We start from the raw sequence: 25,630 nt of genomic DNA on the forward strand, positions 1-25,630 counted from the left end.
AGTTCCCCTGGCAGTTCTGCCCACTATTTCTTTAGCGCGATGAGTTGAATTTTTCCCGTAGAGGTATGCAGCTTTAGCAGCGGACCGCCTCCATTCAGATTGCCTTCTGCGGACACCTCGCGTGGACCGTAATCGCCCTCGGAGGAAATCCGGAGTCCTGGTAGTTCGCTGTGGATGGCATCTCTGCTGGTAGCGGCGTCGATGATGGCGTGCACGCTGACTTTCAAGTCAGACGGAAGATACACAATGATGTCACCAACGCCAGTCTCGAGTGTGGAGTCGCTGAACTTGCCATTCATCGTCATGAACTCAGCGGTGATTCCACCGGCGCCCGTCTCCGCGCGGACACTGCTGCCTATGTGGATGCAATGGATGCTGCCGCTCCCCGTCTGCGCCTTGATTGCACCGTTGCCGCCGCCCGTGAGGCGAATGCTGCCGCCGCCGGTTTCTACGTCCATGGTTCCCGCTACGTTCCCGACGTCGATATTGCCGCCGCCCGTGGACCCGCGCAGATCACCACCAACGCTACGTACTGAGATGTTGCCACCACCGGTCTCGACGATTGCGTCGCGCTTCGCATTCTCCAGATAGACATTCCCACCGCCAGTCGAGGTTTTGAGTTGTCCCCCCACTGAAGTGATACTTACCTGGCCGCCCCCCGTGCGAATTCCTAAATCGGCATTAACGCTGCCGACATGGATCGCACCACCGCCAGTGCTGGTGGTTACACTTCCGTTGATGTCGTCGAGATTTACGGTGCCACCGCCGGATTCGGCATCTACCCGACCGTCCAGGTGGGAAAACTGCAGGCTGCCGCCATCGGTCTTGGCCTTGATCAACTCGACCGATCGCGGAGCATTGATATTGAACTCAACCATGCCGCGTCGCCAGTTTCCTGGGCCTTCGCCGCCAAAATACGCGGCCTCACCCTGGCGATTGGCGATCACGCGCAGGTTCTCAAAATTACGGCGGGCGCTCTCTTCCGAATAGCCAGTAAGGCGCTTGCGAATCGTATAAGTAATGTTTGATTGCTGTGAACCGGTAACGATCACATTGCCGATGTTGATGTGAACTTTGATATAGCGTGCAGCCGGCATTGTCCCAGTAATCTCCTCCACCCAGGAGTTGCCGTCACGGTAGACCTTCGATGCGCCGTCCGTCTGGGCTACGCCAAGCGCGGCGAGCGCCAGCATCAGAATCGGAAGCGCGAATTTATTGCGAATCCCCAAATCGTTATTCCTCTATTTTTCTATGCGCGTTGTCCAGAGCTATTACACGTACTACTACACAGCATGAAAAGACGTCCGCCGCGGCGGAATGCCTCTACTGCCTACTCGAAATCCGGGAGGTTTGAAAGCATACGCTTTGATTCTTCCTGGATGTACTTGTCTTTGTCGCCATGCGCCAGCGCGGCAAATGCCTGGCGGACGCTGCTGTCGTTCTTCACCGATTCCAGCAACAAGATCGCTTGCGTCCGCACGCCGGGATTCGGATCCTGCAGCAACGCCGCCACTACTGCATCACGCACTTTCTGATCGTCTTTTACGTAGGAGCGCAGCCCATCGAGTGCCTTCAATCGGACTCCGGGGTTGCGATCATAGTGCAAAGCAAACATCAAAGCTTCGCGTACACGACTGTCATCAGGGCTCTTAGCCAACAAATCCACCGAGTCTAAGCGAAGGCCTTGGTTGACGTTGTTGCGCGCGGCGAAAAGAAGAAGCTGTTGGATTTTTGGATCGTTGATTGATCCTTGCGCCTGATCGGGAAGGACTTTGTCGTATTGAATCTTTACTTGATCGCTGCCGGGGTCTTGGGTGATGCCACGAATGCTTGCGATGGTAGAAGCAGATTCAACCGGGGGCTGACCGACATCAGCAATCAGAGGCTGGTGCGGTGGCGTCCTGACCTGCCACGTAGTTAACACGCCGACGGCAAATCCAACCATCAGCAGGGCGGCCGTAAGCGCCGGGGCGAACTTCATCGACTGCAACCAGCCGGCGAAATCGAAAGTGAAGCGATGCCACCCGCGATGCGGTTGCTCGGACTCCAGCGACTCAGACAGTCGCATTCGCGAACTGGCCAGCAAGTTCGGCGAAGGATCAGGCACTGGACTCGCCGACATTGCCAGGCGGAAGCCGCGCATGGCTTCGAGTTCGGACTGGCAGGTTCCACAGCGCTCCACATGCCGTTCGAGCTCGTAACGCTCGTCGTCCTTCAATTCGTCGTAGACATACAGGGCAGCGTTCGCCCGCGTCCATTCACAGTTCATAATTGCCACACTTTCTAAAACCGGCTGTCGGCACTCAGCTTTCGGCCTAACAACCTGAACATCTCTTCGAACTCGCCAGAGCTTTTCCGCAGTTCGAAGTTCTTACATCAAAACCTTCATCGCATCGGCGCCAGCGTGCCTCGCAGCTTTTGCGTGGCACGGAACAGCGTGTTCTTGGCTGTCTCTTCCGTTGTGTTCAGCATCTCGCCGATCGTTCTCAGCTTCAGTCCCTGGTAATGCTTCAGCTCAAACACCATGCGCTCACGCGGCGTGAGTTGCTGTAAGGCTTTGCCAATCTTGCCGCCTAGTTCGCGGCGCATCAGGTCGCGTTCGGGATTCGCTCCTGCGCGATCGTCGGCCACCTGGTCCAACACACTGTGCTCTTCCCCGCTGGCATCAACCATCACTGGCGAGTCTTCGCGCCGCGTCTTTTTCTTACGCAGGTGATCGAGACACAGATTGGTCACGATCCGGTACATCCAGGTATAAAAAGAGCACTCGAAGCGGAAATTGCCGAGATGACGGTAGGCCTTGAGAAACGCTTCCTGGTAAATGTCCTGCGCCTCAGCCTCAGAGCCAGTCAGATGCATAGCCAGCCGCAAAACTGCCTGGTCGTACTGACGCACGAGCTCCTCGAACGCAGTGCGGGAGCCGCGCTGCGCTTCCCGAATCAGGTCGGCGTCGTTGATGCGGTTGAGGGTGTGGCTCACCATGGGACCGCTCGCCGAGGGCGAGACAGAGCTGTCCTCTCTAGCCTTCACTCCCCGCGCCTGACCTGCGGTCGCCATGCGTGTATCACAGCCGAGGGCGATTTGGCCACCCGCCACTGCGGCTAGACTTGGCATTTCTTCTCCTGATTTATCGGCCTGCGCGATTGGGCTAAATCCCGTGCTTGCATTCCGATAGACGGGCGAGAGAAGGAAAGGTAAGCCGCGATTATACGGCCAATCAAGCTGGACGAGGCACCTTAAGGCCTGTTTTTTCAACCTCTTGGGAGTGTGCCCAAAATGTGGGACAGCCGCCATCGGCGGTCTCAGCGGAAGAATCCACTAGCCAAAGCAAAGAACAGTGAAAATAACAGGGAATTTTTCGAATTCGACCCCGAAATCGTCGAATTCTGCCCAAAATCTGCGAATTCCCTTTCGGGAACAGGGAATAACAGCGAATTATCAGCGAACTTCTGAAACTAGCTCGCAGCTTTTGCTTCTACATTCTCGGCCACGGCGTTCCCAATCACTTGTGCCGCAAAGCGCTCCATCTCCTCCAACTGCGGACTGAATTGGAGCAGCAACAGATCGACTCCTGCATCTTCGAATTCGGCGACGCGTTCGCGCACTTGCTCGGGTGTGCCGACAAGTCCAGAACGGAGTCCACGATTGGAGACGGAGTAATCCTCTAGCGACACGCGTTGTTCGAGCTGCGTATTAGCCAGCCACTGCTGATAGTTGCCATATCCTGCCGCGCTCTGCTTTACGTCGGTAATGCGCGCAAGTTCGCGCTGCGCTTCAGCTTCGCTGTCGCGAACGATCGCATATCCGGCTACACCGTACTTCATTGGACCGAGTCCGAATTTCTCTCGGCGCGCGGCGAGATCGTTGACTTTCTCGCGAATTCGCTGCGGCGGATCGCCGTGCATTACGTAGGCATCGCACTTCGAAGCAATCAAGTTTTTGGCTGCCTCTGATTCGCCGCCCGCATAGATCATCGGGCGCGGTTTGGCTACCGGCTTCGGTTGCACGACGGTGTCGGCGACTGAATAATATTTTCCATTATAGGAAAAGTGATCCTGCTTCCAGGCAGTGTCAACGATATCGAGCCATTCCGAGGTGCGCGCGTAACGGTCGTCGTGCTGCTCGAAGTGAACGCCGAACTTGCGCGCTTCTTCCGCCCACCAGGACGAGACCACGTTCAGCGAAACACGGCCGTTGCTGATGTGGTCGATGTTCGCCGCCTGCTTCGCGAGAAGCGCAGGCAAATGAAACGTTGGGCGAACCGCAATCATCAGCTCCAGTTCGTGCGTGACTGCGGCGAGTGCCGCCGCCGTGGACCAGGCGTCGAGCGCCGGGGCGTCCACTCCTTTGATATCGTTGAGGTTGAGCTCCGCGATCAGTGTGAGTCCGTAGCCGATCTGCTCACTGCGCCGCGCTAGCTTACTGACATACTCCCACGTAGGCTGCATGCCCTCGTCTTCCACATTGCGCAGCCATCCGCCGAAAACAGGAAGCCAATATCCGTATCGCATTTACGCTACCGCCTCCTTCTTTGCGGATTTCTGCGCTTCAGCTTCGAGATAATCGACGAGTTTCACAAAGGGATCGAAGCCGATCACTCGCGGTCCATCCGAGACGAAGTTCGACAGCGCGTTAATGTCGTAGTAGTAGAGCTGGCCATCGCGATCGTCGGTGACATACTCTATGCCGCCAACGTCGACGCCTGCAGTCTGCATAATGCACTCGACATCTTGAATCACCTGCGCTGGTGGCGTGTAGCCTTCGACGCGCAGTCCCGCTTTGGGAGCCTCAACTGCGCAGGTCGCGAGGTTCAGTTCTACTCCAGTTGTGGTTTTGCAAATATCGGCAGGGCAGAGATCGAAGGTCTCACCGGTGATGTACACGTTGATGCCGTATAGATATTTGCCACCTACCACTTCCACACGCGTGATGTGCCCGCCTCGCGCCGGAATAAACTCCTGCACGAGCGCTGCGTTATCGAGCCCCAGCGAAAACTGCCCATTTCGGGAAGCCTGCTCGAGTGCCTCCAGAGTGTCGAAGCGCACGATCCCCTTGCCGCTGCCGCCAACATTCGGCTTGACGATCACAGGAAAGCGAAAGCCCTCAGCGGATGCGGGTGCCTCCGCGGGATGATTGATCACTCGTGCGCGCGGATACGGCAATCCAAGCGAATGCAAAAGCGATAGCTGGGAGGCTTTGGAAATCTCGTTGCGAAAGCCGCGGGCACCGTTGATCACTCGTGTGCCGAGGCGCTCGAGGTGCTCGAGATAACTGACCGTGTAGTAAATTCCGTGCCCATGACCACGCGTATAAGCCGATGGACTCATGCGGTTGAAGACCAGCGAGTATTTCCGGTTCCCATTCGGCTCAATATCGAAATGGTGTTGTGTGGCATCCACACGCTCGTAAGGAGTTCCTCGCCGGTCCAGTTCGGCGAATAACCGGTCAAACCAGTGGGGATGTTCGTGGTAAATCGCAATCGGCTGTTTCAGCGTGGCCATAACATTCTTAAGACTAAATGTTCGAGTGTGCTCTTGGAGCCGTAGATTCTACAGCTTGCCATTCATCCGGGACGAAAACGAACATCTTTTCCAGTTCCGCTACCCCGAATATTCCACGGCGTCACCCCGAAATTTCCACGGGGTAACCCCGACTTTTCCACGGCGCTACCCCGAAATTTCCTCAGGGTTACCCCCGTTCACCGACGAATGCGCGGCTCTCTGCCGCAAAGACCCGACTCTGACTTGTGTTCCGTATTCACCTTTTATTCGCCACACACTGCTAAAATGCTACGCCAGAATGGCGGATTGTCAAGGAAGCATTGACGCAATCAATGCCTCGCTAATCTCCAGTCGGAATAATTCCGGCGTTCTCGAACATCAGGATGACTGTACGTTGCGGCGCCCTTGTCCGATGGACGACGCCTTTCGGCACAACGAACCCCTGCCGCGGAGTAAGTTCGACGACTCGATCCTCAAGATCGATGAGCAGCTTGCCCTCGACGACATAGAAGAATTCGTCGTCGCTGTCATGCTTGTGCCAGTGATACTCGCCTTCAATGACTCCGACTCGCACAACAGAGCCGTTCACCTGGCAAAGCGTCTGGTTGTACCACTTGTGCGGAGCCGCATCGGAAAGCGCCTTTTCGTCGATTAGTTCCAGCGGCTTATAAAGAACGTTGAGTCGAGTATCGTAGGGAAACTGTGTTTGAGCAGCCATGCTTCTCAATCTCCTTTCTGTCAAATCCGTCTAGAAATCGCCCACTTGATCTGCCGAATGGCTTGTTCATCGCGCTTATAAAAAATCCATTTCTTAATTCGTTTGCTCTTGAGAAATCCGGCTTGAGACAGGATCTTCAGATGCTCAGTCACGGCCGGCTGGCTTACGCGCAACTTGCGGGCGATCAGCAGACCACAGACGCCATCCGTCACAAGATCTCCGTCCACTTGCGGGGGAAAGTGGTTTCCAGGCTGCTTCAGCCATTCCAGAATCTGCACCCTGCGATCATTGCTCAGTGCCTGCATTGCTCGCGAAAGTGTCATTTAGACGATTAACCAAGTGGCTAATTGATGATGCGCGTTCGCGACGCTGCGTGCAAGAGAGCTGGAAGAAATGACAGGGATTGGACGGTCCAGAATTCCTGGACCTGGCGAGCATCGCCCCCGGTTTGGGGATTGGGGAGCAACAACTCGGTTTTTTGGAACCAGGGGAAGACCTCTTTCTCAGAAACTGCGTTTTGCCCGATATGATCCCTGTAAACGCATGGATCTAAAGGGTCAACTTTCGCAACTTTCTAGTATTTGCGTGGTCTGAATAGAATAGAGGTGAGGTGATCCTTATGAAGCGCATCATTCTAGTGATGGTTGTGCTCGCGACGCTGGTAACTGCCGGCGTGGCGCAGTTAGCTGTCCTGGATGCGGCGATGGTTGCGGATAAGAATCAGGATCAGGGACGCAACGTAACCGGGCAGGTAACTACCAAGAGTGAGACCCCGCTCCCGGATGCTGTCGTGTATCTGAAGAACACGAAAACGCTGACGATTAAGAGCTTCATCACCGAAAAGGATGGAGGCTTTCGCTTCCACGGCCTTTCACCCAACATAGACTACGAGATCTACGCCGACTACCAAGGCCAGAAGAGCCCAACAAAGACGATCAGCTCGTTCGACAACCGCAATAACATCACTCTCAACATCCGCATCGACGCAAAGTAGCTATCCATCTAGGTATATGCAATAGAGCGCCGGGCGTCTTCGCCCGGCGCTCCGCATTTTTAAGTACACGCGCAACTCCGGAATTGGAATCCCGGTATTCGGCAGGCAAGGGTGCCCGGCGCGAGGCCTGGTTTGACATCTTTCCGCAGTCTTTAGATTCGAAACGTTTCTAGCGCTCCTGTTTCTTGTCCGCGGTTCCCATTTCGTTTTCTTTTTCGCTTTGACGGGATGAAACCAGCCGCTTCTCTGGTTTACAGAGATGAAACAAACACTACACGCGCTCGGTTTCGTCCTGGGATTAGCGGCAATGAATCGCTTCCGGGCGGGGTGGTCCGTTTGTTCACGACTCCAAGATTGGTGAGGTCTTAATGGCTGCTTCAACTGCAACTGCGTATGTTCTTCCCGGAAACCCTGTACAGGAAACTCGGGAATACCCCAAGAAAATTGTCATCCGTTCTCAGAATCGAATCTTCCTTCAAACGGTAAGCGAGATCGAGCATCTGACTGCCGCTGCAAATTACGTACAGATCCACGCCGCTGGGCAGATGTTTCGCATTCGGTCAACGATCAATGGCATCGAGCAGCGCCTGGATCCGAGGAAATTTGGCCGGGTCCATCGCTGTACGATCGTGAACTTCGACTGCGTGAAGGAGTTCCGTCCACTGCAGCGCGGCGATTACCTACTCATCCTGAATGACGGTACTCAACTTAAGATGAGCCGTCGCCATCGGGATCAACTCGAGAAGCTCACTTGTGCCTCGGCTGGCCATCTGGTGAAATACGGGAGTGCCAGCGACGAAAATACAGGACTTGCTCCGACAAATTCCGTCGGTGGACGAGGTCCTGCGCTCGTCTAGCCTGACGGCGACATTGCAGTGCGAGGGCCGGGCCGCCACCATCGACGCGGTCCGGACAGTTCTCGAGCGCTTGCGTCATGAGATCAGCGCTGCAATGATGGACGACTCCGGAACACAACTCGCAATAGAAGGAATTCCGGCAGCCGTTGAACGCGAGTTACGGCAGTCGCTGGATCACTCCCTGCAGAAGGTCATCAACGCTACCGGGGTGATCCTCCATACAAACCTCGGGCGGGCGCCTCTTTCTGGGACGGCAGTCGAACATCTCTCGGAGATCGCGGCTGGCTATTCCAATCTGGAATTTGACCTAAGTACTGGTGAGCGTGGCCGACGCGACGAGCATGTGCAGCGCCTATTCGACCGCCTGTTTGCGGAACACCGTTATCCGGAGTCGCAGGCGGATGATGGGACGCCTGCAGCAATCGTCGTCAACAACTGCGCTGCCGCGGTGCTGCTGGCGCTCAACACGCTGGCCGAAGGCGGTGAGGTGATTGTCTCTCGCGGCGAGCTGGTCGAGATCGGCGGCTCGTTTCGTGTGCCTGACGTGATGGCGAAGTCGGGCGCTCGGCTTCGCGAAGTCGGAACTACGAACCGCACGCGCCTCTCAGACTACGAGAAGGTGATTACCGAAAACACGCGACTGCTGCTTCGCGTGCATCGCTCCAACTTCGCGATGATCGGGTTCACCGAACAGCCTGCGTCGCAGGAACTCGTAGTACTCGGCCGTAGCCGTGGCATCCCGGTAATGGAAGACCTCGGCAATGGTCTTCTCATAAACCTCGCGAGCGCGGGAATTCAAGGCGAATATGGACTGCACGAAAGCCTTGGCGCAGGCGTCGATGTTGTTTGCGTCAGCGGAGACAAACTTCTCGGAGGCCCGCAGGCCGGAGTAATCGCCGGACGCAAGGAACTGATCAAGCGTATTCGCGCGAATCCGTTGTTCCGTGCGTTGCGCGTGGACAAACTCACCTATGCCGCTCTCGAGGCAACACTGCTGGCCTATGTAAAACAGGATTATTCGGCGATTCCAGCCTTGCGCATGATCTACACGACAGCCGCGGAGATTCGCAGCCGCGCTGAGTCTTTTCTCTCTCGCATTCGATCGATGCGCGGAGCGCGCGCTGAGATCATTGAAGGCGCTTCCATCATTGGAGGAGGGACCGCTCCGACCACCACTCTTCCGACCTTCCTGGTTGCTATCACTTCTGACCGGCACAGCCCGGAGGAGTTGCTACGACGTCTGCGTTCGCAAGCGCCTCCCGTGATCGCGAGAATCGACGATGATCGCCTTGTACTCGACCTGCGAACCGTCTTTGTCGAGGATGAGGAAAGTTTAGTGACCGCGTTTGCAGCGACACTTGACACGTCACAACCATCCTCGGCTGTGTAGCGCCTGTGGCTACAATCCACACCATCGGGCACTCGACGCGAGAATTGAGCGAACTGATCCAGGCGCTTCAGGCACACGAAATAAAAACCCTGGCTGACATCCGTTCCTTTCCCAAGTCGCGGCGGCTACCGCACTTCAATCGTGAGAATCTCGAACAAGAGTTGCCGAGGCAGGCGATCAACTATGTCTGGCTGCGAGAGCTCGGCGGCCGCCGCAAACGCCTGCTCGAAGACTCTCCCAACGTCGCTCTGCGCAACGAGTCATTTCGCAATTACGCTGATTACATGCTCACTCCGGAATTCGCCGCGGGCATTGATACGCTGCTGCAGATCTCCCAAAAAGGGGCTGCTGCAATCATGTGCGCCGAACGAGTTTACTTCCACTGTCACCGGATGCTGGTCTCGGATTATTTGACCGCACATGGGCACGAGGTATTGCACATCGATGATGACAAGCCGGCACGACCACACAAACTGATGGCCGAAGCGCGCATGGTCAACGGACGGCTCCTGTACATTGGAGATCGGCTCTTCGCATGATTATCGGCACGGGAGTGGACATCTGTGAAGTGGGGCGCATAGCTGAGTCGATCTCGCGCTTTGGCGACCGTTTCCTGGAGCGCGTCTTTACCGACGCGGAGATTCGCTATTGCAAGGCGAAGCGGAATTCAGTCGAACGGTTTGCCGCCCGCTTCGCAGCAAAAGAAGCGGCCATGAAGGCGTTAGGGACTGGAGCTTCTCGCGGAGTTACGTGGACCAGCATCGAAGTGACGCACGCTCCCGGCGGACGACCGATTCTGCGTCTAGCAGGGAGAACATCTGAGATTGCCGAGAGACTCGGAGTGAGGCGTATCTCGCTTTCCCTAACTCATACGGAAAGCACAGCGATGGCAGTTGTGATTTTCGAGGATGGGAATTAGACGCTAGCTCGGGACTAAGTTCTACTCTTGTAGCACAGCCGCCCTCTGTGGTTCGGCCAACTCAATACAATCGAAAACTTGGGACACCAATGTGTCCTTCTGCGATGTGCTCCATCTAGAAAACAGGTCACAAACAAGTTCGTGGTCAACACTGAATTAAGACCGCAGTGAATTAAGACCGCTTCGATCTCAAGCGTTATAGATTCTCTTGGCTTGGGCAGGAGCCACAGCCGAGGGCAGCTGTGCCACAAGATCAGCTCTTGCGCCGCTCCGACACCGTCTTGGCCGCTGATGCACGCGAGGATTTGCGGCGCTCCTTGCCGGTTCCGTCCATCGCGAAGTCCATGCTGCCAACGACGTGCAAGCGCAAGAAATTCGTCGATCCACTTGACGTACGAGTGCCCGCAACGATCCCAAGGACGTCGCCGTTATGCACTACGCCCCGTTGCCATAGCAAGCGCTCGGCTCCGCGAACCATGTCATCGGTGACCGGAGTGTGCTCGCAAATCATGGGAGTCACGCCCCACAGCAGATTGACTCGATTACAAACCGCCGGCACATAGGAGAAGGCGTAGATATCGGTCTTGGGTCGATACTTCGAGATAAGCCGCGCCGTCGTTCCCGTTTCGGTATAAACCGAGATCGCGCGCATATCGAGTTCCTGAGCGGCGTGGGCCACAGACTCGCAGATGGTTTCCGAGATCGACAGCTTACCGTTGCTGCGGCGGCGATGTGCAGGCTCGGCGGCCATCTGACACTCGGTTTCGCTGATGATCTTGGCCATCATGCGAACCGCCTCGCGCGGATACTTTCCGCTCGCGGTCTCCGCCGACAGCATCACTGCGTCGCTGCCGTCGAAGATGGCATTGGCTACGTCGCTGGCTTCGGCGCGCGTAGGACGGGGATTCTCGATCATCGACTCCAGCATCTGCGTCGCGGTAATCACAGGTTTGCGCCACGCGGCCGCACGCCGGATCACGTGTTTTTGGATGATAGGAACTTTCTCTGGCGGCATTTCCACGCCGAGATCGCCGCGGGCCACCATCACGCTGTCGGAGATTTCGAGTATTTCCTCGAGATGCTCGATCGCTTGCGGCTTTTCCAACTTGGCGACCACCCACACATCGCCGCCGAACTCCTTAATCTTTTCGCGGACAGCCTGCACATCGGCCGCGGTACGAATGAAAGACACCGCAACGATATCCACACCGTGAGCGAGCCCGAACTCGAGGTCCTTTTCGTCCTTCTCGGTGAGTGAAGGGACACTGACGATGGTCCCGGGAAGGTTGATGCCTTTGTGCTCTCCCAAAATGCCGCCGTTGACGACCTCACACTCCACGTCATCGCCCTGGATCGAACGCACCCGCAGTTCGATGAGGCCGTCCGAAAGAAGAATGCGGGCGCCTGGCACTACCTCACGTGCCAACGTCTTGAAGGTAGTGGAAATTACAGAATTCGTGCCGGCTACATCCTTCGGCGTGATCGTTACTCGCGAACCCGCCTTGAGCGCGACCGGAGTGCGGTACTTGAGCCTGCCTGTACGAATCTTAGGACCTTGAAGGTCCTGGAGAATGCAGATCGGTCTGTTCTCCGAAGCGGCGACTTCACGGATAGTAGCGATCAGCCTGGCCTTTTCCTCGTGCGTGCCATGGGAGAAATTCAGACGGGCAACGTCCATACCGCTGTGAATTAGATCGCGAACCACGGCGGCAGAACTGCTCGCCGGACCAAGCGTACAAACGATCTTGGCCTTGCGTCGTATCTGGGGGAGTTCCGAAACCACTGCAGATGCAGTCATGCTTGTTGAATTCTTTCTATGCTAAATCATTTTGCAACCTTGAGCGCTAAGCAGTTCGTTGCAAGACTGTGACTAAATCGTTTCAACTGCACGGAAGACGAGGCGAACACGAAGGTTAAACAAGAGTTCAGAGAGCGTCGGACACACTGCCACGCCGTAGTTCACTTCGGCCTCCGCTCCGTGACCTTAGCTTTCCGCCTTCGCGACCTTAGTGTTCGCCTCTTCGTTGTTACTGGTTCGTTTCGCACCAGGAAAAATGAGCGCGTTGAATTCCGCTCCGATGAGCACCACGATGGAGACAATGTAGAGCCAAACGAGAAGGGCGATGACTGCCGCAAGTGATCCATAAATCACGGCATAGTTGGCATAATTCGTGACATACCAGCCGAAGCAGATCGTAGCGGCAAACCACATGGCAGTCGCCAATACGGCGCCCGGCAGAACTCGCCTCCAGGATTGTGTTCGTGGGATCGCCAAATGATAGATGACGGCAATGACTGCAATGCTGGTGAGCGCTCCGATCGACCAGCGTCCCCACACCCAAAGGAGCAGAACAGCTCCCCGGAGTTCATAAATCGTGTGAGCTTCAAGCCAATTCTGTAATTGATTCCCGAAGCCAACGAGTACCGTGGCGAATCCCAGGGGCACCATCGATAATGGAACCAGGAGCAATGCCATCGCTCGCTCCTTCCAAAAGCTCCAGGGGTTTACCTCAATCCCATAGGCGCGTCGGAAAGCGGACATCCAGGAGACGAATACGCCGCTGGCAGCAGTAAGCATCACCAACGACGCCGAAATGATCACCCGAACCGGCCGGATGTTGCTGCTGTTGAAGTAAGCCAGAGCGAGAGCGGTTGTCCCAGCCGGCAAGACCCTTCCTAAAGCGTAGGAGATCTCTCGAGTAAGCCTGCTCGTCTGATTTGAGGCGGCCAGAATGGAAGCAAGAACCAGGAAGCCTGGAAAGACCGTCAGGATGGAAGAGTACGCGGCGGCTTTTGCAGTGGCGAAGGCGTCATGCTGAAATGCCCTCCACACCGCCCGCCGGAAGTGGCTTACCAGATGGAGCATTGTTCAAGAGGGTATACGAACGGGTGAAGTCATCGCATATGAACGGACCTCTGACCTGAAACTCAAGAGAATCAGAATGAGTTCGTGCCTCATTTTTTACAATGTTTTTACACCTTATATTCGCTCTTTATTCGCTATGCGTGTTACACTCTTCGGCACTATGAAAGTGAACGAACTGTTGTTGCCGCATTACGATCAGGAAGTCCAGAACACCCGGCGGATCCTCGAGGTCGTTCCAGTCGACAAATTTGCCTGGAAGCCGCATGAGAAGTCGATGACCTTGGGACGCCTTGCCTCTCACGTCGCGGAGCTTCCGAATTTTCTCGCCACGATCATTCAGACTGAGGAGGTGGAGCTGACGACCTCGGATATGAAGCCCTTCTCGCCAGCCACGCGAGCGGAAATGCTGGCTGGCTTTGAGAAGCGCGCTGCCGAGGCTCGCCAGGCAATCGCAAATTCATCCGATGAGCACTTGGCGAAGCCGTGGAGGTTAACCTTCAAGGGTCAGGAGGTCTTCGGGGGAGTTCGCAATGTGCTGTTGCAGACCACGATCTGCCATCAGGTGCACCACCGTGCGCAGCTTACCGTGTACCTGCGTCAGAACAATGTGATTTTTCCCGGGGTCTATGGACCGTCGGCGGACGAAATGGCTGCTTTCAAGTAACTAATCGTTCATCATTGGTTGCCACTCGTCCCAGACAATGAACGAGGTGCAGGGACCGAAAACTCTTTGATCCTGTTGACTTTGCGGGCTCTCATGAATCTTTTGAGACAGCCCGTGCGTAACAAAACTGAACGAGAAACGTCTAAGAAACGTACCTAGGAAAGAGGAGCTGAACGTGCTTAAGGAAGCGACCAAGCTGAATTTGACGATCCAAGTCCTGGGTGATGTGGCAGTCTTGCGCTGCAGTGGACGCATCACCGCGGAAGACACCGAAAACCTACGAAACGCGGTTTTGACTCCCTCGGACATTCACACCGTGGTGCTCGATCTGGCAGAAGTGAGCACTGTGGATGCTGCCGGATTGGGAATTCTGGCGTCTCTACGCCTTTGGGCCACAGAGACGGGCACACAGTTGAAGTTGATGAACCTGGCTCCGCTTGTGGAAGAAGTGCTTGAAATCACGAACCTGAAAGAACAGTTTGAGATTTGCTCACTCTCCGAGATGCTTGACCTGCTGTGTCGTGCCATTCACCAACCGCGAATGGCACCACCAGCCAGGCGGTCCGAGTCTAACCTCTCTGCGCGAGTGTGCTGCGCGTAATGTAGTTTTCCCGCGATTGTCATCCTGAGGTCCGATCTTGGCCGAAGGATCTCCCGGAATGTTTCAGACACAATTGCCGCTTCACGGCTCTTTCGCGAGAGTCTGGGCCAAAGAGCTCAGATGAGACATTTTCCGTTCGACACATCGCGGGAGGTCCTTCGGCCAACATCGGACCTCAGGATGGCAGTTCCTTAAACAATGACCTTCCGATCCCTCACCGCGTCGAACTGACCGCGATTCCCGACTGCTCCGGAATGGGAAGTTCCAGCAAACGGGCTGCATTTTCGAAGCAAATATTCCGGATCATGGTTCCCACAAGCTCGTCATCGTCGGGCAACTCTCCGGCTTCGACCTCGTTGCCGATCAGGTTGCAGAGCACGCGGCGGAAGTATTCGTGACGCGGATGCGACATGAATGAACGCGAGTCGGTCACCATACCAATGAAACGCGAGAGCAATCCGCAATTGGAGAGAGCATTCATCTGCCACTCCATGCCTTCCTTCTGATCGAGGAACCACCAGCCGCTGCCAAATTGTACTTTTCCCGGAATGGAACCATCCTGAAAACTTCCGGCGACCGTGGCAAAAACGTAATTGTCCGTGGGATTAACGTTGTAGACGACAATCTTCGGCAGTCGATTGTCGTGATCGAGCCGATCAAGGTAGCGGGCAAGAGCATCTGCCTGGGGCCAATCACCGATCGCATCGAAGCCGGTATCGCGCCCAAGCGTCTTCAATGCTCGCGTATTGGCATTTCGGTAAGCTCCAAGGTGCAGTTGCTTGGTCCACCCCTTCTCCGCATCAAGATGGCCAAACAGCAGCATGAGGAAGCTCGCGAACTTCATAACTTCGCCAGGCTCTGGCTTCTGACCGCTCCGGACCTTATCGAAAGTTGCTGACGCTTCTGCCTCCGTGCATGGATCTACATAGCATTGCTGCAGTCCGTGGTCTGACAGGCGACACCCGTGATCATGAAAGTCCTGGTGGCGTTTCCGCAGTGCGTCTAGAAAATCGTTAAAGCGCGCGATGTTCGTGTTCGCGGCAGCTCCGAGCTGATCGGTCCAATCGTTGAAGCTCGAGGGATTCTCGATGTGCAGCGCGCGGTCCGGACGGAACGTGGGAAATACTGCGGTAGCGATCCCCGCATTCTTGATGCGCTCGTGATGCTTGAGGGAGTGAACGGGATCGTCCGTAGTGCAGACGGCAATGACGCGAAACTTTTCCAGGATTCCTTGCACACTCAGATCGTCCTGGGCGAGTAGTTCGTTCGCGCGATTCCAAATCTCTTCCGCGCTGTTCTCGTCAAGCAGCTTGTCGATTCCGAAGTACCGTTTTAGTTCCAGGTGGGTCCAGTGATACAGCGGATTGCGCAGCGTGTCCGGAACCGTTCGTGCCCATGCCAGGAACTTCTCGTACGGCTTCGCGTTCCCAGTGCAATAGCGTTCGGGGACACCATTGGCGCGCATCGCCCGCCACTTGTAGTGATCGCCTTCGAGCCATATTTCGGTGAGATCGCGGAAGCGATGATTGTCGGCGATCTCCTTCGCCGACAGATGGCAGTGGTAATCGAGAATTGGCTGATCGGCTGCGTATTCGCGATATAGGTGACGAGCGGCTTTCGTTCTTAGAAGAAAATTCTCCGTAATAAATCCCATAATCTTGACCCCTTACAGAACCTCCGGCCTGCTGAATGCAAAGCTCGAATATCAGCTTACAACTTCTTGTTATCGACCTTGTCTATGTGCGTATCGGGCACAGTACTACTTTGACCCACTTTGAAATCCTCGACGGCTTTCAGGGAAAAGGTGGGCACATTGGGAACCCTTGGAGTTTTGATGCGAAAGAAATCGGCTCCGCGCACGTCCTCGAGCACGAACGCCGGACGAGCATCTTCGTGCTGCGCGAGAATCTTCACATCGTTCATCTCGATTCCTTTTACGTGGCGAATGTAAAAGCCATGTGAAGGCATATCGCCGAACCTTCTGGGCTCCGGATATCGTTCCCGCTCCTCCTCCGGCGGTTGAAACGCCGCCTGCGCCGCAGTACCGCCGCCCCGGTGCTCAATAAGGATATTGCTCAGCTTCACATCCTCAATGGGATGTCCCACGAGCCCGGTGAAGAGTGAAGAAATGTTAGAGGCAGCGTTGGAGCACACGATATTGGTGATGATAACGCGCCGCAACGCTCCAACTGGAACGCCCTCAGGACCGCGCATGCGATCGCCGAGACGAATGAAGATGGGTCCATCCACGATGTCGCACATGCTGATATTGGTAACGGTCACATCCTCGAGAAGAGCACCATCGACAGCCTCCAAAGCTAGGCCCCTGCAGCCATCGAACACGCAGTTTGAGACAGTGATGCGTTTGAAACCGCCATTCGATTCCGTGCCGAACTTGATGCGGCCATTTCGGGGAATGTTCGCGTCGGGTGGAAACGGTTTGCACGTACCATCCAGCAGAGTTCCCTCTTCGAAACTTCCGGTAAGCAGGCAGTCGCTAATGGTGACCATCTCAGTCGCCCGCGCGTAGCCAAGCCCAAAAGAGCTCTTGAGACAGATGCCGTCATCCCAAGGCGAGTTCACGCTGCAGTTGATCACCCGGACATTGCGACAGCAATCGATGTCGATTCCATCGCGGTTGGTGTCGATCATCAGATTGTCGATGGTGAAGTTGTCAACGCCAGTGGCAAGAATCCCAAAGTGACCGCCGTGAAGAATAGAGAAATCCAGAAGAATAACGTTATGACAATTCTTTAACGAAATCGCCTTGTTTCCCACTCCGGGATCTTCCGCCCGCGGTCCTTGACGCGTGCCACGGCTGAGTCCTTTGCCCCAGATCAGGCCTGGACCGATGATGGAGAAATCGTGAATGTCCTCTCCCCAAATGAGACTGTTGCGCCAGTGACTGTGGCCGTAGTCCTGGTAGTGATCCCACTGGTTCGGCTCGGCGGCATCGTATTGGCCGCCAGGTCCGCTCTCCGCGGCGAGGATCGTAGTTCCTTGATCAAGATAAAGGGCAACTTTGCTCTTGAGACGAATGGTGTAGGAAAGATAAGTGCCGGAAGGAAAATGTAGAGTTCCTCCTCCGGCCGAGGCTACAGCTTCAATAGCCTTATTAATTGCTGGGGTATCTACAGTAGTGCCATCGCCCTTGGCGCCGAAGGCACGAACGTCAAAGACGATTTGAGCGCCCGGCGCACCGGGAGCCGGAGATGTTCTAGGGGGCTCCTGCGCTGACAATCTTGTGGCTGCCCCGGCCGCTGCGCCAGCAATGCCGGCAGCCGTAAGATGCAGAAATTTCCTGCGCGTACTCTCCTGGTTTGAACTCAACGGTTCTCCTGTGAAGATTGGGGTTCGGTTCTACGCCACTGTCCACGTTATACAACTCGTCCCAACATCTAAAAACACACGTGCGAGATCTGGTAGGACTGCGGCCAGATTTCGCACGCGGTTTTCAGGAAATTTCAGATCAGAAATTCAACTTCAGTCCAAGCTGTCCAATACGGGGATCCGTCGCTGAACGCAGAGCGCCAAAATTTCCGGCAGAGTTCAGTTTCAGGAAGTTGCCCGTACCTGAGACAGCGTTCTCATCGAAGTTCACGCGGTTAAACACGTTGAAGAACTCGGCGCGGAACTGCATGCCAATGCGCTCCGTAAATTTGAAATTCTTTCCGAGTCCCATATCCCAATCGTAGTAGCCAGGGTAGCGCAGGCTTCCCTTGCCGACATTGCCGAAAGTACCAGCCGGATTGGTCACGAACGCGGCAGGGCTAAGCCAGTCGCGGCAGGCCGTGGTACCCGTAGCTGGACACGCTCCAGCACCATACGCATTGCCTACAAGATTCGGCCGATCTTGACCGAGTCCAGCTCTGGAGCCACCGCTGTTGCTGTTTGCGCCGGAAAGCAAGGTGAGAGGTCGTCCGGTCTGTGCTGAAACTAACCCGCTGAACTGCCATCCACCCAGCGTGTTGCGAACGAAGCCGTTTGCTCCGCTCAACCCCGGCAGCTCCCACACGAAAGACGACACGAAACGATGCTGATGATCAAACTCCGACGGCCCTCGATCAAAAGCATGTCGCAAAGGATCGTCCCACGGTCGTGCCGAATAGTTAGCGTCGAAGCCGTAGAGACCTTGCGCTGGCGGCAGATCGTCAATGCTCTTCGACCAGGTATAGCTTCCTGTGATCGTAAGGCTCTTCGCACGACGTTCCGCAGTCAACTGGAGCGAGTTGTAGCTTGAATTCACATCGTAAGGAACTAGTTGAAGGTCGCCAAACGAGACGTCAGCCGCAGGCTTCACAAGGTTCAACCTTCGAATCGCACCCGAGCAGGTGACAGTAGCGGACGGAACGCATGGGTCCTGGTTGATGGTTTCACCTAAATGGGACGTGTGCGAACCTACATATCCAGCACGCACCAGAAAGCTCGCGGGCAACTGCCGCTCAAGTACGAAATTCCAGTTATAAATGGTTGGTACTTGCCACTTATTGTTCGGATCCCAACCCAAATAAAGATCGCTCTGCCGGAAAAGAGCATTCTTTGGAGGCGGAAAGGTAGCTGGGAAAGGATAATTAGCCGTTTGACTCGTGCATTTCTGGGCTGTCTGGGTCGCAGCTTGAGTGCAGAGTGGATCGGTGAACGTACCGGGACTCGCCCCCACCGCGCCGGTTTGTAGAAAGAGCTGTGGACTGAACGGCGTCGAATCCACGAATCGATTATTGTTCATGCCGCTTATTCGAGTGTCGTAGAAGATTCCAGTACCGCCGCGCAAGCTTGTTTTGCTGTCGCCGAAAACGTCCCAAGCGAAGCCAAGCCGTGGAGCGAAGTTGTTCATGCTGTCGCGAAGCCCATTGTCTGGGAACCCAGCGTCACCAGGAAAGAAGAGACCAGCCGGCGCGTTGGGAAATACCGTCGAATGTACTCCGGCGATTAGGTCTGGTAGCCTGAATTGTGTCCAGCGATTCTTGAGCTCGCGCTGCGCCCGCCCTGGCTCCCATCGCAATCCAAGATTCACCGTCAACCTGCGGTTTACTTTGAAGTTGTCCTGAATGTAAAGACCAGCAAACGTGTTGCGATTATTCTTGAATTCTCCTGCGCCCTGACGGAACGCCGGGTTGCCGCTATAGTCGGTCAACTTTCCCGCCATCAAATTGGCAAACCCGTCGAAGCTGAATTCAGCCGGCTGGAAGAACTTGTTATCCAGATCGACGCGGCTGCGCTCGAGTGTTCCGCCGTAGTGCAGCTCATGCTTGGAAATCACCCAGCTTACGTCATCGCTCCAGGTGAAGTTGTTGCGCACAAAAGAAGCGGGAGGATTATCTCCGAAGCTAAATCCACCGTTGACCCTGATCTGCTGAATTGCCTTCACCGGCTCGTAGGGCAAGGCTACTCCCAAATCGGCAACGCTGATCGCGTTGGCGGCTGGGCCACGGCTCGCCTTCTCGCGGGAATAGCTAAAGCGCGCATCATTCAGCAGGTGTGGATTAAAGACGTGACTCTCGTGTAACAAAATATTTTGTGAGGTTATCGTCGAGCCGTCGGTGTATGTCAAAAAGTTGGCAGGGTCAAACACCGCCAGCTTGCTGAACCGATCGTACGCATAACGTACCGAGAATCGATCTTTTTCGGTTAGCACATGATCCACTTTGCCCAACAGATCATGAAAATCCTGGTGGTCGGGCTTCGCGAAACTCAACTTCCCGTTGACATCACCCAGCGGAATGCCCTTCAAAAGGTTTATTACTGCCGGATCCGTAGCCGTTGCCCGTTGCGCAACAGTAGGAACCGTGGTCTGGGTTACACCGCCAAGGTTGCGCAGGCGTGTGCCTTGGTAAGAACTGAAGAAGAACGTCTTGTCCTTGATGATGGGACCGCCGATCGTACCGCCGAACTGGTTCCGTTTAAGCTGATCGCGGCCCATGTCCTTCGTCGGCGAACCGTTAGGCAGCGTCAGAGGCGCAGCCCAGTTTCTGGCGTTGAACACTGCGTTGCGCACAAATTCGAATGCTGTGCCATGCAGCGCGTTAGTTCCTGATTTGGTAATCACGTTCACGACTGCGCCCGCATTTTGCCCGTATTCCGCACTGTAGTTACTGGTCTGGATGCTGAATTCCTGAAGCGCGTCAGGATTCGGAAAAGGCTGGTTGACGTTGGTGTACTCGTCTACGTAATTGCCGCCATCGAGTTGATAACTGATCTGGTTTTGCCGCGCACCATTCACATTAAGAGTGACCGCTCCGGGGAAAGTTTTAGTCGTGCCCTGGTCAGCCCCACCACTGGGACCCTGAACCGAGCCCGCGGTCGTGAGAGTGAGTGTGGCGGCGTTGCGGCCATTCAACGGTAGTTCGGTAATCCGCGTTTGCTCGACGACATTCTTCAGTGTTGAGGTGCTGGTGTCGACTTGCACGCTCGAGCCGGTCACTTCGACGACTTCCGTGGGCGTACCCAACTGGAGATGTCCGTTGACCGTCAGCGATTGATCTGCGAGTAGCGTTACTTGCTGCTTTTCCGTGCGGAAGCCGGGGGATTCGATTGTGACCGTGTATCGCGAGGGTTTCAACGCCGTGATGACGTAATACCCCTGGCTGTCCGCAGTGGTTGTGCGCACGAGACCAGTTCCTGTCTCAATTGCAGTGACTTTTGCTCCCGCGAGGAGGGCGCCTGATGGATCAGAGACAGTGCCGACAATGTCTCCTAGCCCCTGGGCAAGTGAAACTGCACTGAACGACAGGAGGAAGAACAGGAGCAACCACGCTTGTTTCTTCATAACCGCACACTCTCCTGACCGCGGCAGCCAGTCCGCCATCTCCACCTGCTGGCCGCTCGTGTCATCTTTAAGTTGTTTTAAACTCTGAAATCCGTCCCCGCTCTGCCCGCCATCCCCGCCAAGACACTTCTCCGCACGAATTCTGTCGCGGCGACAGAGCTGTAGGTGCGCGCATGATGTGAGGGGTTCTAAGACACTGTCAAGCGCAAAGTAATAAAATGTTTACTTAAGAAAAACTTAATAAATGCCATTGCCTCGGCGAATACGGATAAGAAGGACTAGCCCTTTTAAGGATTGAAATTACTGCAGCGATCTGCGGATAAAATCCGCGATCGTGAGCGTCAGGGCGCGAGGGTACGCGGCGTTTACCATCGCCAAAGCCTGGTTTCGCACCAGCTTGTGTCCGGCGATCCGCATCGTGTGGAAGAAGCGTGATTGTCCCTTCAATGAAAAGGCAGGCAGAATCGAGTACCCAAAGCCAGACTCGACGAGCCTTTTGATGGCTTCAGTATCGGCCGCCTCCATGACGACGTTGGGCTCAATGCCCACATGCGCGAAGAACGCGTCGATGATGGTGCGCATATTGCTCTGCTTCGGATACAGCAGCCAGGAAACGCGCGCTAAATCCGAGACGCGAATTGAGCCGATTTGCCCGCCGCGCACTTTGGTCTGAGAAGGCCTCACCACGAGCAAGTCTTCGTCAAATAAGGGAATTGTGGTGATGCTTGGCTCCGAAACGGGAAGTGAGATCAGTCCCAAATCGAAACGACGATCGAGCAGGCCGGCGACGATCTCCTCGGTATTAGCAACCGTCACATGGAGTTCCGTCTGTGGATACTCCTTGCGCAGCATGCGCAACGGACGACCCAGCCGATAGACGAGCGTGGTAACACCTGTGGCAAAGTGGAAGGGGCGAGTGTCCTCCTGCGCCGTACCATGGAAGTCGGACTCGATGCGACGCATCTGGTCGATCACCGTGCGCGCGTGCTCTGCCAGGCGATACGCCATCGACGTTGGCGCGAGCTTGCGCCCCGAACGCACGAACAATTCTGTCTGCAGATGTTCCGCCAACCCTTGCAGTTGCAGGCTTACGGCAGCTGGAGAGAGATGCACTCGCTCAGCTCCCCGGGTAACGCTCCCGGTATCGAGAACCGAAAGAAACACTTCGAGCTGGTGAACGTCCATGGACGAAGCCGGTCTACTGCTGAATTGATAGCGCCGATACTTTAGTTCAGCTAAAGATTCTTTTCAAGAATACCCGTTTGACATCCGGGCCGCTCCATCCCAATATCTATCCCACGCACGCAGGTTAGCTGCTGGTCCGGGACCTGGACATAGACCGGACTCAGCAGCTTTTTTCTTGCCGTTTTAGGGAATGCAAGGGGTAGTACAATTCGCGGCCAATGAAGACGCCGAAGCTGAATCATGATTTCGCCTCCCGATCACGCCGCGAGTTCCTGCGCGACCTGGCTTGGGCCACCGCTGCCCTAGCCACAACCGGACTTCACGGACAGACCAAAGCTCCCGACCGCAAACTCGGTATCGCGCTGCTTGGGTTGGGACGATACTCCTCGGGTCAACTTGGTCCTGCGCTGCACGAAACGAAGCATTGCTATCTGGCCGGTGTCGTTACCGGGCATCCCGAAAAGGGAGAGAAATGGGCAACCGACTATGGTCTGAACAAGAAGAATATCTACAACTACGAGAACTTCGACCGCATCGCTGACAATCCAGACATTGACATCGTTTACGTTGTCACTCCTCCCGCCCTGCACCCAGAGTTCACGATTCGCGCAGCCAAGGCGGGGAAACACGTGATCTCAGAGAAGCCCATGGCAACTTCAGTAGCGGACTGCGATCGCATGATCGACGCCTGTAAGAAAGCGAAGGTGAAGCTTGCCATCGGATATCGCCTGCACTACGACCTCTATCACCGCGAGCTGATGCGCCTCGCCCGCGAACAGGACTTCGGTCCCTTCATGAGGATGACCGGAGACCGCGGCTTCGTCTTCGGCGAGCGCGCCTGGCGGATCGACAAGAAGCTAGCCGGTGGCGGCCCCATGATGGACCTCGGCATCTACATCGTGCACGGCACTTGCATGGCCGCTAACGGAGCAGTTCCGATCGCGGTCACCGCACATGAGAATCCCAAAACGAAACCGGAACTCTTTAACGAAGTAGAAGAGACCCTGCACTGGACCATGCAGTGGGCGAACGGAGCGAAGTGCGACGCCGTGACCAGCTTCAACCACAGCTCCGACACGTTTCGCGCTGAAGGCTCAAAAGGCTGGATTGACTTCAAGCAGCACGCCTTCACCTATCGCGGCATAGTTTGCGAGACCAGCCGCGGTCCACTCACGTACCCGGCAATCAATCAGCAGGCAGCCCACATGGACGACTTCGCCGACTGTGTCCGCAGCGGTCGGGACACTCCTGTTCCTGGCGAACTCGGCCGACGCGACATGCAAATCATCACTGCCGTCTACGAGGCCGCACGCACGGGCAAGCGCGTGCAAGTCAAGACGTAGCAGAACCCAGGCGGTAGCCGAACTGTACAGTTGATGTAGCTTATTGCTTAGTTCCTCGCTACCGAGTTTCATTGAATGCCAGCAACCGCGCACCCAATCCTAAGGACATTTCTGTGGCTGCTTCCGACGGCGCTCGAAATCGGCATCGTTCTGCTAATGCTCTATCGCGGACTCTTGAAGGAGCTCCCCATCTTTTTTGCTTACGTCACCGCCGAGATTGGACGCACTGCCTTCCTGTTCGCGGAGCGCAAGAACGCCTGGATCTATTTCTTCGGTTATTGGATTACGGAGTTCATCGCGTGCCTGCTGGCTCTCTGCGTCTTCAAGGAGTTGTTCGACCATGCGTTCAGCCGGCACCTAGGTCTCCGCAAGCTGGGAGCCGTCCTGTTTAAAGGATCTCTGCTTGTTCTGATTGTGAGCGCCCTTCTGTGGGCCTGGGTTTCTCCGGCAACCGACAGTTACAGGGTCATTGCATCGATCATTCTGGTAAAGCGAACTGTGACCTTCGTCCAGGCTGGCCTGCTCGGATTGCTGTTCGTCTTCGCCTTTGGACTCGGCCTTCCCTGGAATCGCTATGTAATGGGAGTAGCGCTTGGATTTGGATTGTATGGAGCAATGGAAATGGCAGCAGTCATGGCAAGGAACGCCTATGGCCACGCCGCCGACACCGCCTTTAGTTGGATCATGCTGAGCGTCGGTAATTGCTGCATCCTGGTATGGGCATTGTACTTTCTATTTCCTGCGCCGGTCCGCGCCAACAATCCTGAGGGAGCAATTCCAAACAATGGAATGCTAAAAGAATGGAACGATGCTCTTATGGCCCTGCTCAGGCCCGGGCGGTTCTGAGCTACATTGACTGACCCATCCCGAAAGTAACCCAAGTCACCGCGATACGCGAAACCGGCGGTGCAACAACTTCGTAGCTTTCTCAGGGTTGATCTCTGGCAGATTGATCCGGGAGGGGTGGTTCATGAAGTCCAGGCTTCTAATGGCGATGCTTGCAACGGCAGGTCTATTTGTCATTTGCGTGGCATCCGCGCAGGAGCATCAGCATCCATCATCCGACGCTGTGCACGATGCTCACTCCATGGCGGGAATGGAGATGCCAAACAATTCTTCTTCCGATGCTCGAGCTGAGGAAGAGATGAATGCGGCCACTCACTCGATGAGTTCGCACCACATGGAGATGGGCCCGCACATGAAGATGACGGAGCCGCGGAAAGCGCAGCCCGGCGATGAGGAGCGCGCAAGGCGCGTGGTGGAGCAAGCCCGCGAGGTGATGAGCAAGTATCAGAACTACCACGCCGCTCTGAACGATGGCTTCAAGATCTTTCTGCCCAATGTGCCCCAGCATCAGTACCACTTCACAAACTACTGGTATGGATTCGAGGCTCGCCGGCGCTTCAATCCCGAGCATCCGACCTCGCTGCTGTATGACAAGACGCCCGATGGATATAAGCTCGCCGGCGTGATGTACACGGCTTCGCAAAAGGCCGATGAAGAGGAGCTGAATGATCGTATTCCGCTCAGTGTCGCGCAATGGCACGAGCACGTGAACTTCTGCTTTCCTCCGAAAGGACACGAGTCCGAAGCCTGGCAGAAGAATCCCAAGTTTGGAATGGCGGGTTCAATTTCCACGCGTGAGGCTTGCGATGCTGCAGGAGGCAGGTTTGTGCCGCTGCTCTTCGGGTGGATGGTGCATGTGTATCCCAACGACAAGGACGTCTGGGCGATGGGACCGGGAATGCATCAGCATTGATCCCTCAGGATTAGATTGAAGACTAACCCCGCCTGTTACGGCAGGCGGTTCTGTTGCGGGGACGTTG

At 55.6% G+C, this 25,630-nt stretch carries 23 protein-coding genes; 10 read left to right on the forward strand and 13 right to left on the reverse strand.

Going from position 1 to position 25,630, the window contains the following annotated elements:
• Positions 1–23 precede the first annotated feature (23 nt).
• From VNX88_23680 to VNX88_23710, 7 genes are all read right to left on the reverse strand, one after another.
• Positions 24–1,229: a hypothetical protein gene (locus tag VNX88_23680; protein ID HWY71688.1), complete on the reverse strand. Its 1,206-nt coding sequence runs from the start codon at positions 1,227–1,229 to the stop codon at positions 24–26.
• Between the two features lie 101 nt (positions 1,230–1,330).
• Complete coding sequence (locus VNX88_23685; GenBank protein HWY71689.1) at positions 1,331–2,269, reverse strand: HEAT repeat domain-containing protein; 939 nt, start codon at positions 2,267–2,269, stop codon at positions 1,331–1,333.
• 116 nt (positions 2,270–2,385) lie between these two features.
• A complete protein-coding gene (locus VNX88_23690) occupies positions 2,386–3,114 on the reverse strand; it encodes a sigma-70 family RNA polymerase sigma factor (protein ID HWY71690.1) in 729 nt (242 codons plus the stop codon).
• A gap of 341 nt (positions 3,115–3,455) precedes the next feature.
• Complete coding sequence (locus VNX88_23695) at positions 3,456–4,511, reverse strand: LLM class flavin-dependent oxidoreductase (GenBank protein HWY71691.1); 1,056 nt, start codon at positions 4,509–4,511, stop codon at positions 3,456–3,458.
• The gene (locus VNX88_23700) at positions 4,512–5,501 is read right to left on the reverse strand and encodes a hypothetical protein (protein ID HWY71692.1); all 990 of its coding nucleotides are present in this window, start codon (positions 5,499–5,501) and stop codon (positions 4,512–4,514) included. It abuts the gene before it with no gap.
• 340 nt (positions 5,502–5,841) lie between these two features.
• Positions 5,842–6,219, reverse strand: a complete 378-nt coding sequence (locus VNX88_23705) for a cupin domain-containing protein (protein HWY71693.1) — start codon at positions 6,217–6,219, stop codon at positions 5,842–5,844.
• A 20-nt stretch (positions 6,220–6,239) separates the two neighbouring features.
• Complete coding sequence (locus VNX88_23710; protein HWY71694.1) at positions 6,240–6,542, reverse strand: ArsR family transcriptional regulator; 303 nt, start codon at positions 6,540–6,542, stop codon at positions 6,240–6,242.
• Positions 6,543–6,838: 296 nt separating this feature from the next.
• Here VNX88_23710 and VNX88_23715 point away from each other — a divergent pair, with 296 nt between their 5' ends.
• From VNX88_23715 to acpS, 5 genes are all read left to right on the forward strand, one after another.
• Positions 6,839–7,213 carry a carboxypeptidase-like regulatory domain-containing protein gene (locus VNX88_23715; protein HWY71695.1) on the forward strand — a complete coding sequence of 125 codons (375 nt, stop codon included), beginning with the start codon at positions 6,839–6,841 and terminating at the stop codon, positions 7,211–7,213.
• A 368-nt stretch (positions 7,214–7,581) separates the two neighbouring features.
• Positions 7,582–8,070 carry a LytTR family DNA-binding domain-containing protein gene (locus VNX88_23720; protein HWY71696.1) on the forward strand — a complete coding sequence of 163 codons (489 nt, stop codon included), beginning with the start codon at positions 7,582–7,584 and terminating at the stop codon, positions 8,068–8,070.
• Positions 8,024–9,460, forward strand: a complete 1,437-nt coding sequence (gene selA, locus VNX88_23725) for an L-seryl-tRNA(Sec) selenium transferase (protein HWY71697.1) — start codon at positions 8,024–8,026, stop codon at positions 9,458–9,460. Before VNX88_23720 ends, selA begins: the two co-directional genes overlap by 47 nt.
• A 5-nt stretch (positions 9,461–9,465) precedes the next feature.
• On the forward strand, positions 9,466–9,999 hold the full coding sequence (locus tag VNX88_23730) for a DUF488 domain-containing protein (protein ID HWY71698.1): 534 nt from the start codon (positions 9,466–9,468) through the stop codon (positions 9,997–9,999).
• On the forward strand, positions 9,996–10,379 hold the full coding sequence (gene acpS, locus VNX88_23735) for a holo-ACP synthase (GenBank protein ID HWY71699.1): 384 nt from the start codon (positions 9,996–9,998) through the stop codon (positions 10,377–10,379). The genes VNX88_23730 and acpS overlap by 4 nt, the downstream gene beginning before the upstream one ends.
• A 253-nt stretch (positions 10,380–10,632) precedes the next feature.
• Here the strand turns inward: acpS and pyk are convergent, their stop codons facing one another.
• Together pyk and VNX88_23745 are read right to left on the reverse strand one after the other, a co-directional pair.
• Positions 10,633–12,177, reverse strand: a complete 1,545-nt coding sequence (pyk, locus tag VNX88_23740; protein HWY71700.1) for a pyruvate kinase — start codon at positions 12,175–12,177, stop codon at positions 10,633–10,635.
• A gap of 186 nt (positions 12,178–12,363) precedes the next feature.
• On the reverse strand, positions 12,364–13,245 hold the full coding sequence (locus tag VNX88_23745; GenBank protein ID HWY71701.1) for a YihY/virulence factor BrkB family protein: 882 nt from the start codon (positions 13,243–13,245) through the stop codon (positions 12,364–12,366).
• Positions 13,246–13,321: 76 nt separating this feature from the next.
• Here VNX88_23745 and VNX88_23750 point away from each other — a divergent pair, with 76 nt between their 5' ends.
• A complete protein-coding gene (locus VNX88_23750) occupies positions 13,322–13,909 on the forward strand; it encodes a DinB family protein (protein ID HWY71702.1) in 588 nt (195 codons plus the stop codon).
• 175 nt (positions 13,910–14,084) lie between these two features.
• Positions 14,085–14,510, forward strand: a complete 426-nt coding sequence (locus tag VNX88_23755; protein HWY71703.1) for an STAS domain-containing protein — start codon at positions 14,085–14,087, stop codon at positions 14,508–14,510.
• A 214-nt stretch (positions 14,511–14,724) separates the two neighbouring features.
• Here VNX88_23755 and uxaC read toward each other — a convergent pair whose 3' ends face one another.
• The 4 genes from uxaC to VNX88_23775 all read right to left on the reverse strand — a co-directional run bounded on the left by uxaC (position 14,725) and on the right by VNX88_23775 (position 22,461).
• Entirely contained in the window at positions 14,725–16,164 is a 1,440-nt protein-coding gene (uxaC, locus tag VNX88_23760) for a glucuronate isomerase (protein ID HWY71704.1), read from the reverse strand.
• Between the two features lie 56 nt (positions 16,165–16,220).
• Positions 16,221–17,840 carry a glycoside hydrolase family 28 protein gene (locus VNX88_23765; GenBank protein ID HWY71705.1) on the reverse strand — a complete coding sequence of 540 codons (1,620 nt, stop codon included), beginning with the start codon at positions 17,838–17,840 and terminating at the stop codon, positions 16,221–16,223.
• A 139-nt stretch (positions 17,841–17,979) separates the two neighbouring features.
• Positions 17,980–21,276 carry a carboxypeptidase regulatory-like domain-containing protein gene (locus VNX88_23770; GenBank protein ID HWY71706.1) on the reverse strand — a complete coding sequence of 1,099 codons (3,297 nt, stop codon included), beginning with the start codon at positions 21,274–21,276 and terminating at the stop codon, positions 17,980–17,982.
• Between the two features lie 300 nt (positions 21,277–21,576).
• Positions 21,577–22,461 (reverse strand): LysR family transcriptional regulator, encoded by an 885-nt coding sequence (locus VNX88_23775; GenBank protein ID HWY71707.1) that lies wholly within the window; start codon positions 22,459–22,461, stop codon positions 21,577–21,579.
• 218 nt (positions 22,462–22,679) lie between these two features.
• Between VNX88_23775 and VNX88_23780 the strand changes: the two genes are divergently transcribed.
• The 3 genes from VNX88_23780 (at position 22,680) to VNX88_23790 (ending at position 25,563) form a co-directional block, all read left to right on the forward strand.
• Positions 22,680–23,804, forward strand: a complete 1,125-nt coding sequence (locus VNX88_23780; protein HWY71708.1) for a Gfo/Idh/MocA family oxidoreductase — start codon at positions 22,680–22,682, stop codon at positions 23,802–23,804.
• 75 nt (positions 23,805–23,879) lie between these two features.
• The gene (locus tag VNX88_23785) at positions 23,880–24,650 is read left to right on the forward strand and encodes a hypothetical protein (protein ID HWY71709.1); all 771 of its coding nucleotides are present in this window, start codon (positions 23,880–23,882) and stop codon (positions 24,648–24,650) included.
• A gap of 124 nt (positions 24,651–24,774) precedes the next feature.
• Complete coding sequence (locus VNX88_23790; protein HWY71710.1) at positions 24,775–25,563, forward strand: hypothetical protein; 789 nt, start codon at positions 24,775–24,777, stop codon at positions 25,561–25,563.
• Positions 25,564–25,630: the final 67 nt, after the last annotated feature.

This window comes from Terriglobales bacterium (assembly GCA_035567895.1).
Taxonomy (GTDB): Bacteria; Acidobacteriota; Terriglobia; order Terriglobales; family Acidobacteriaceae; genus Gp1-AA112.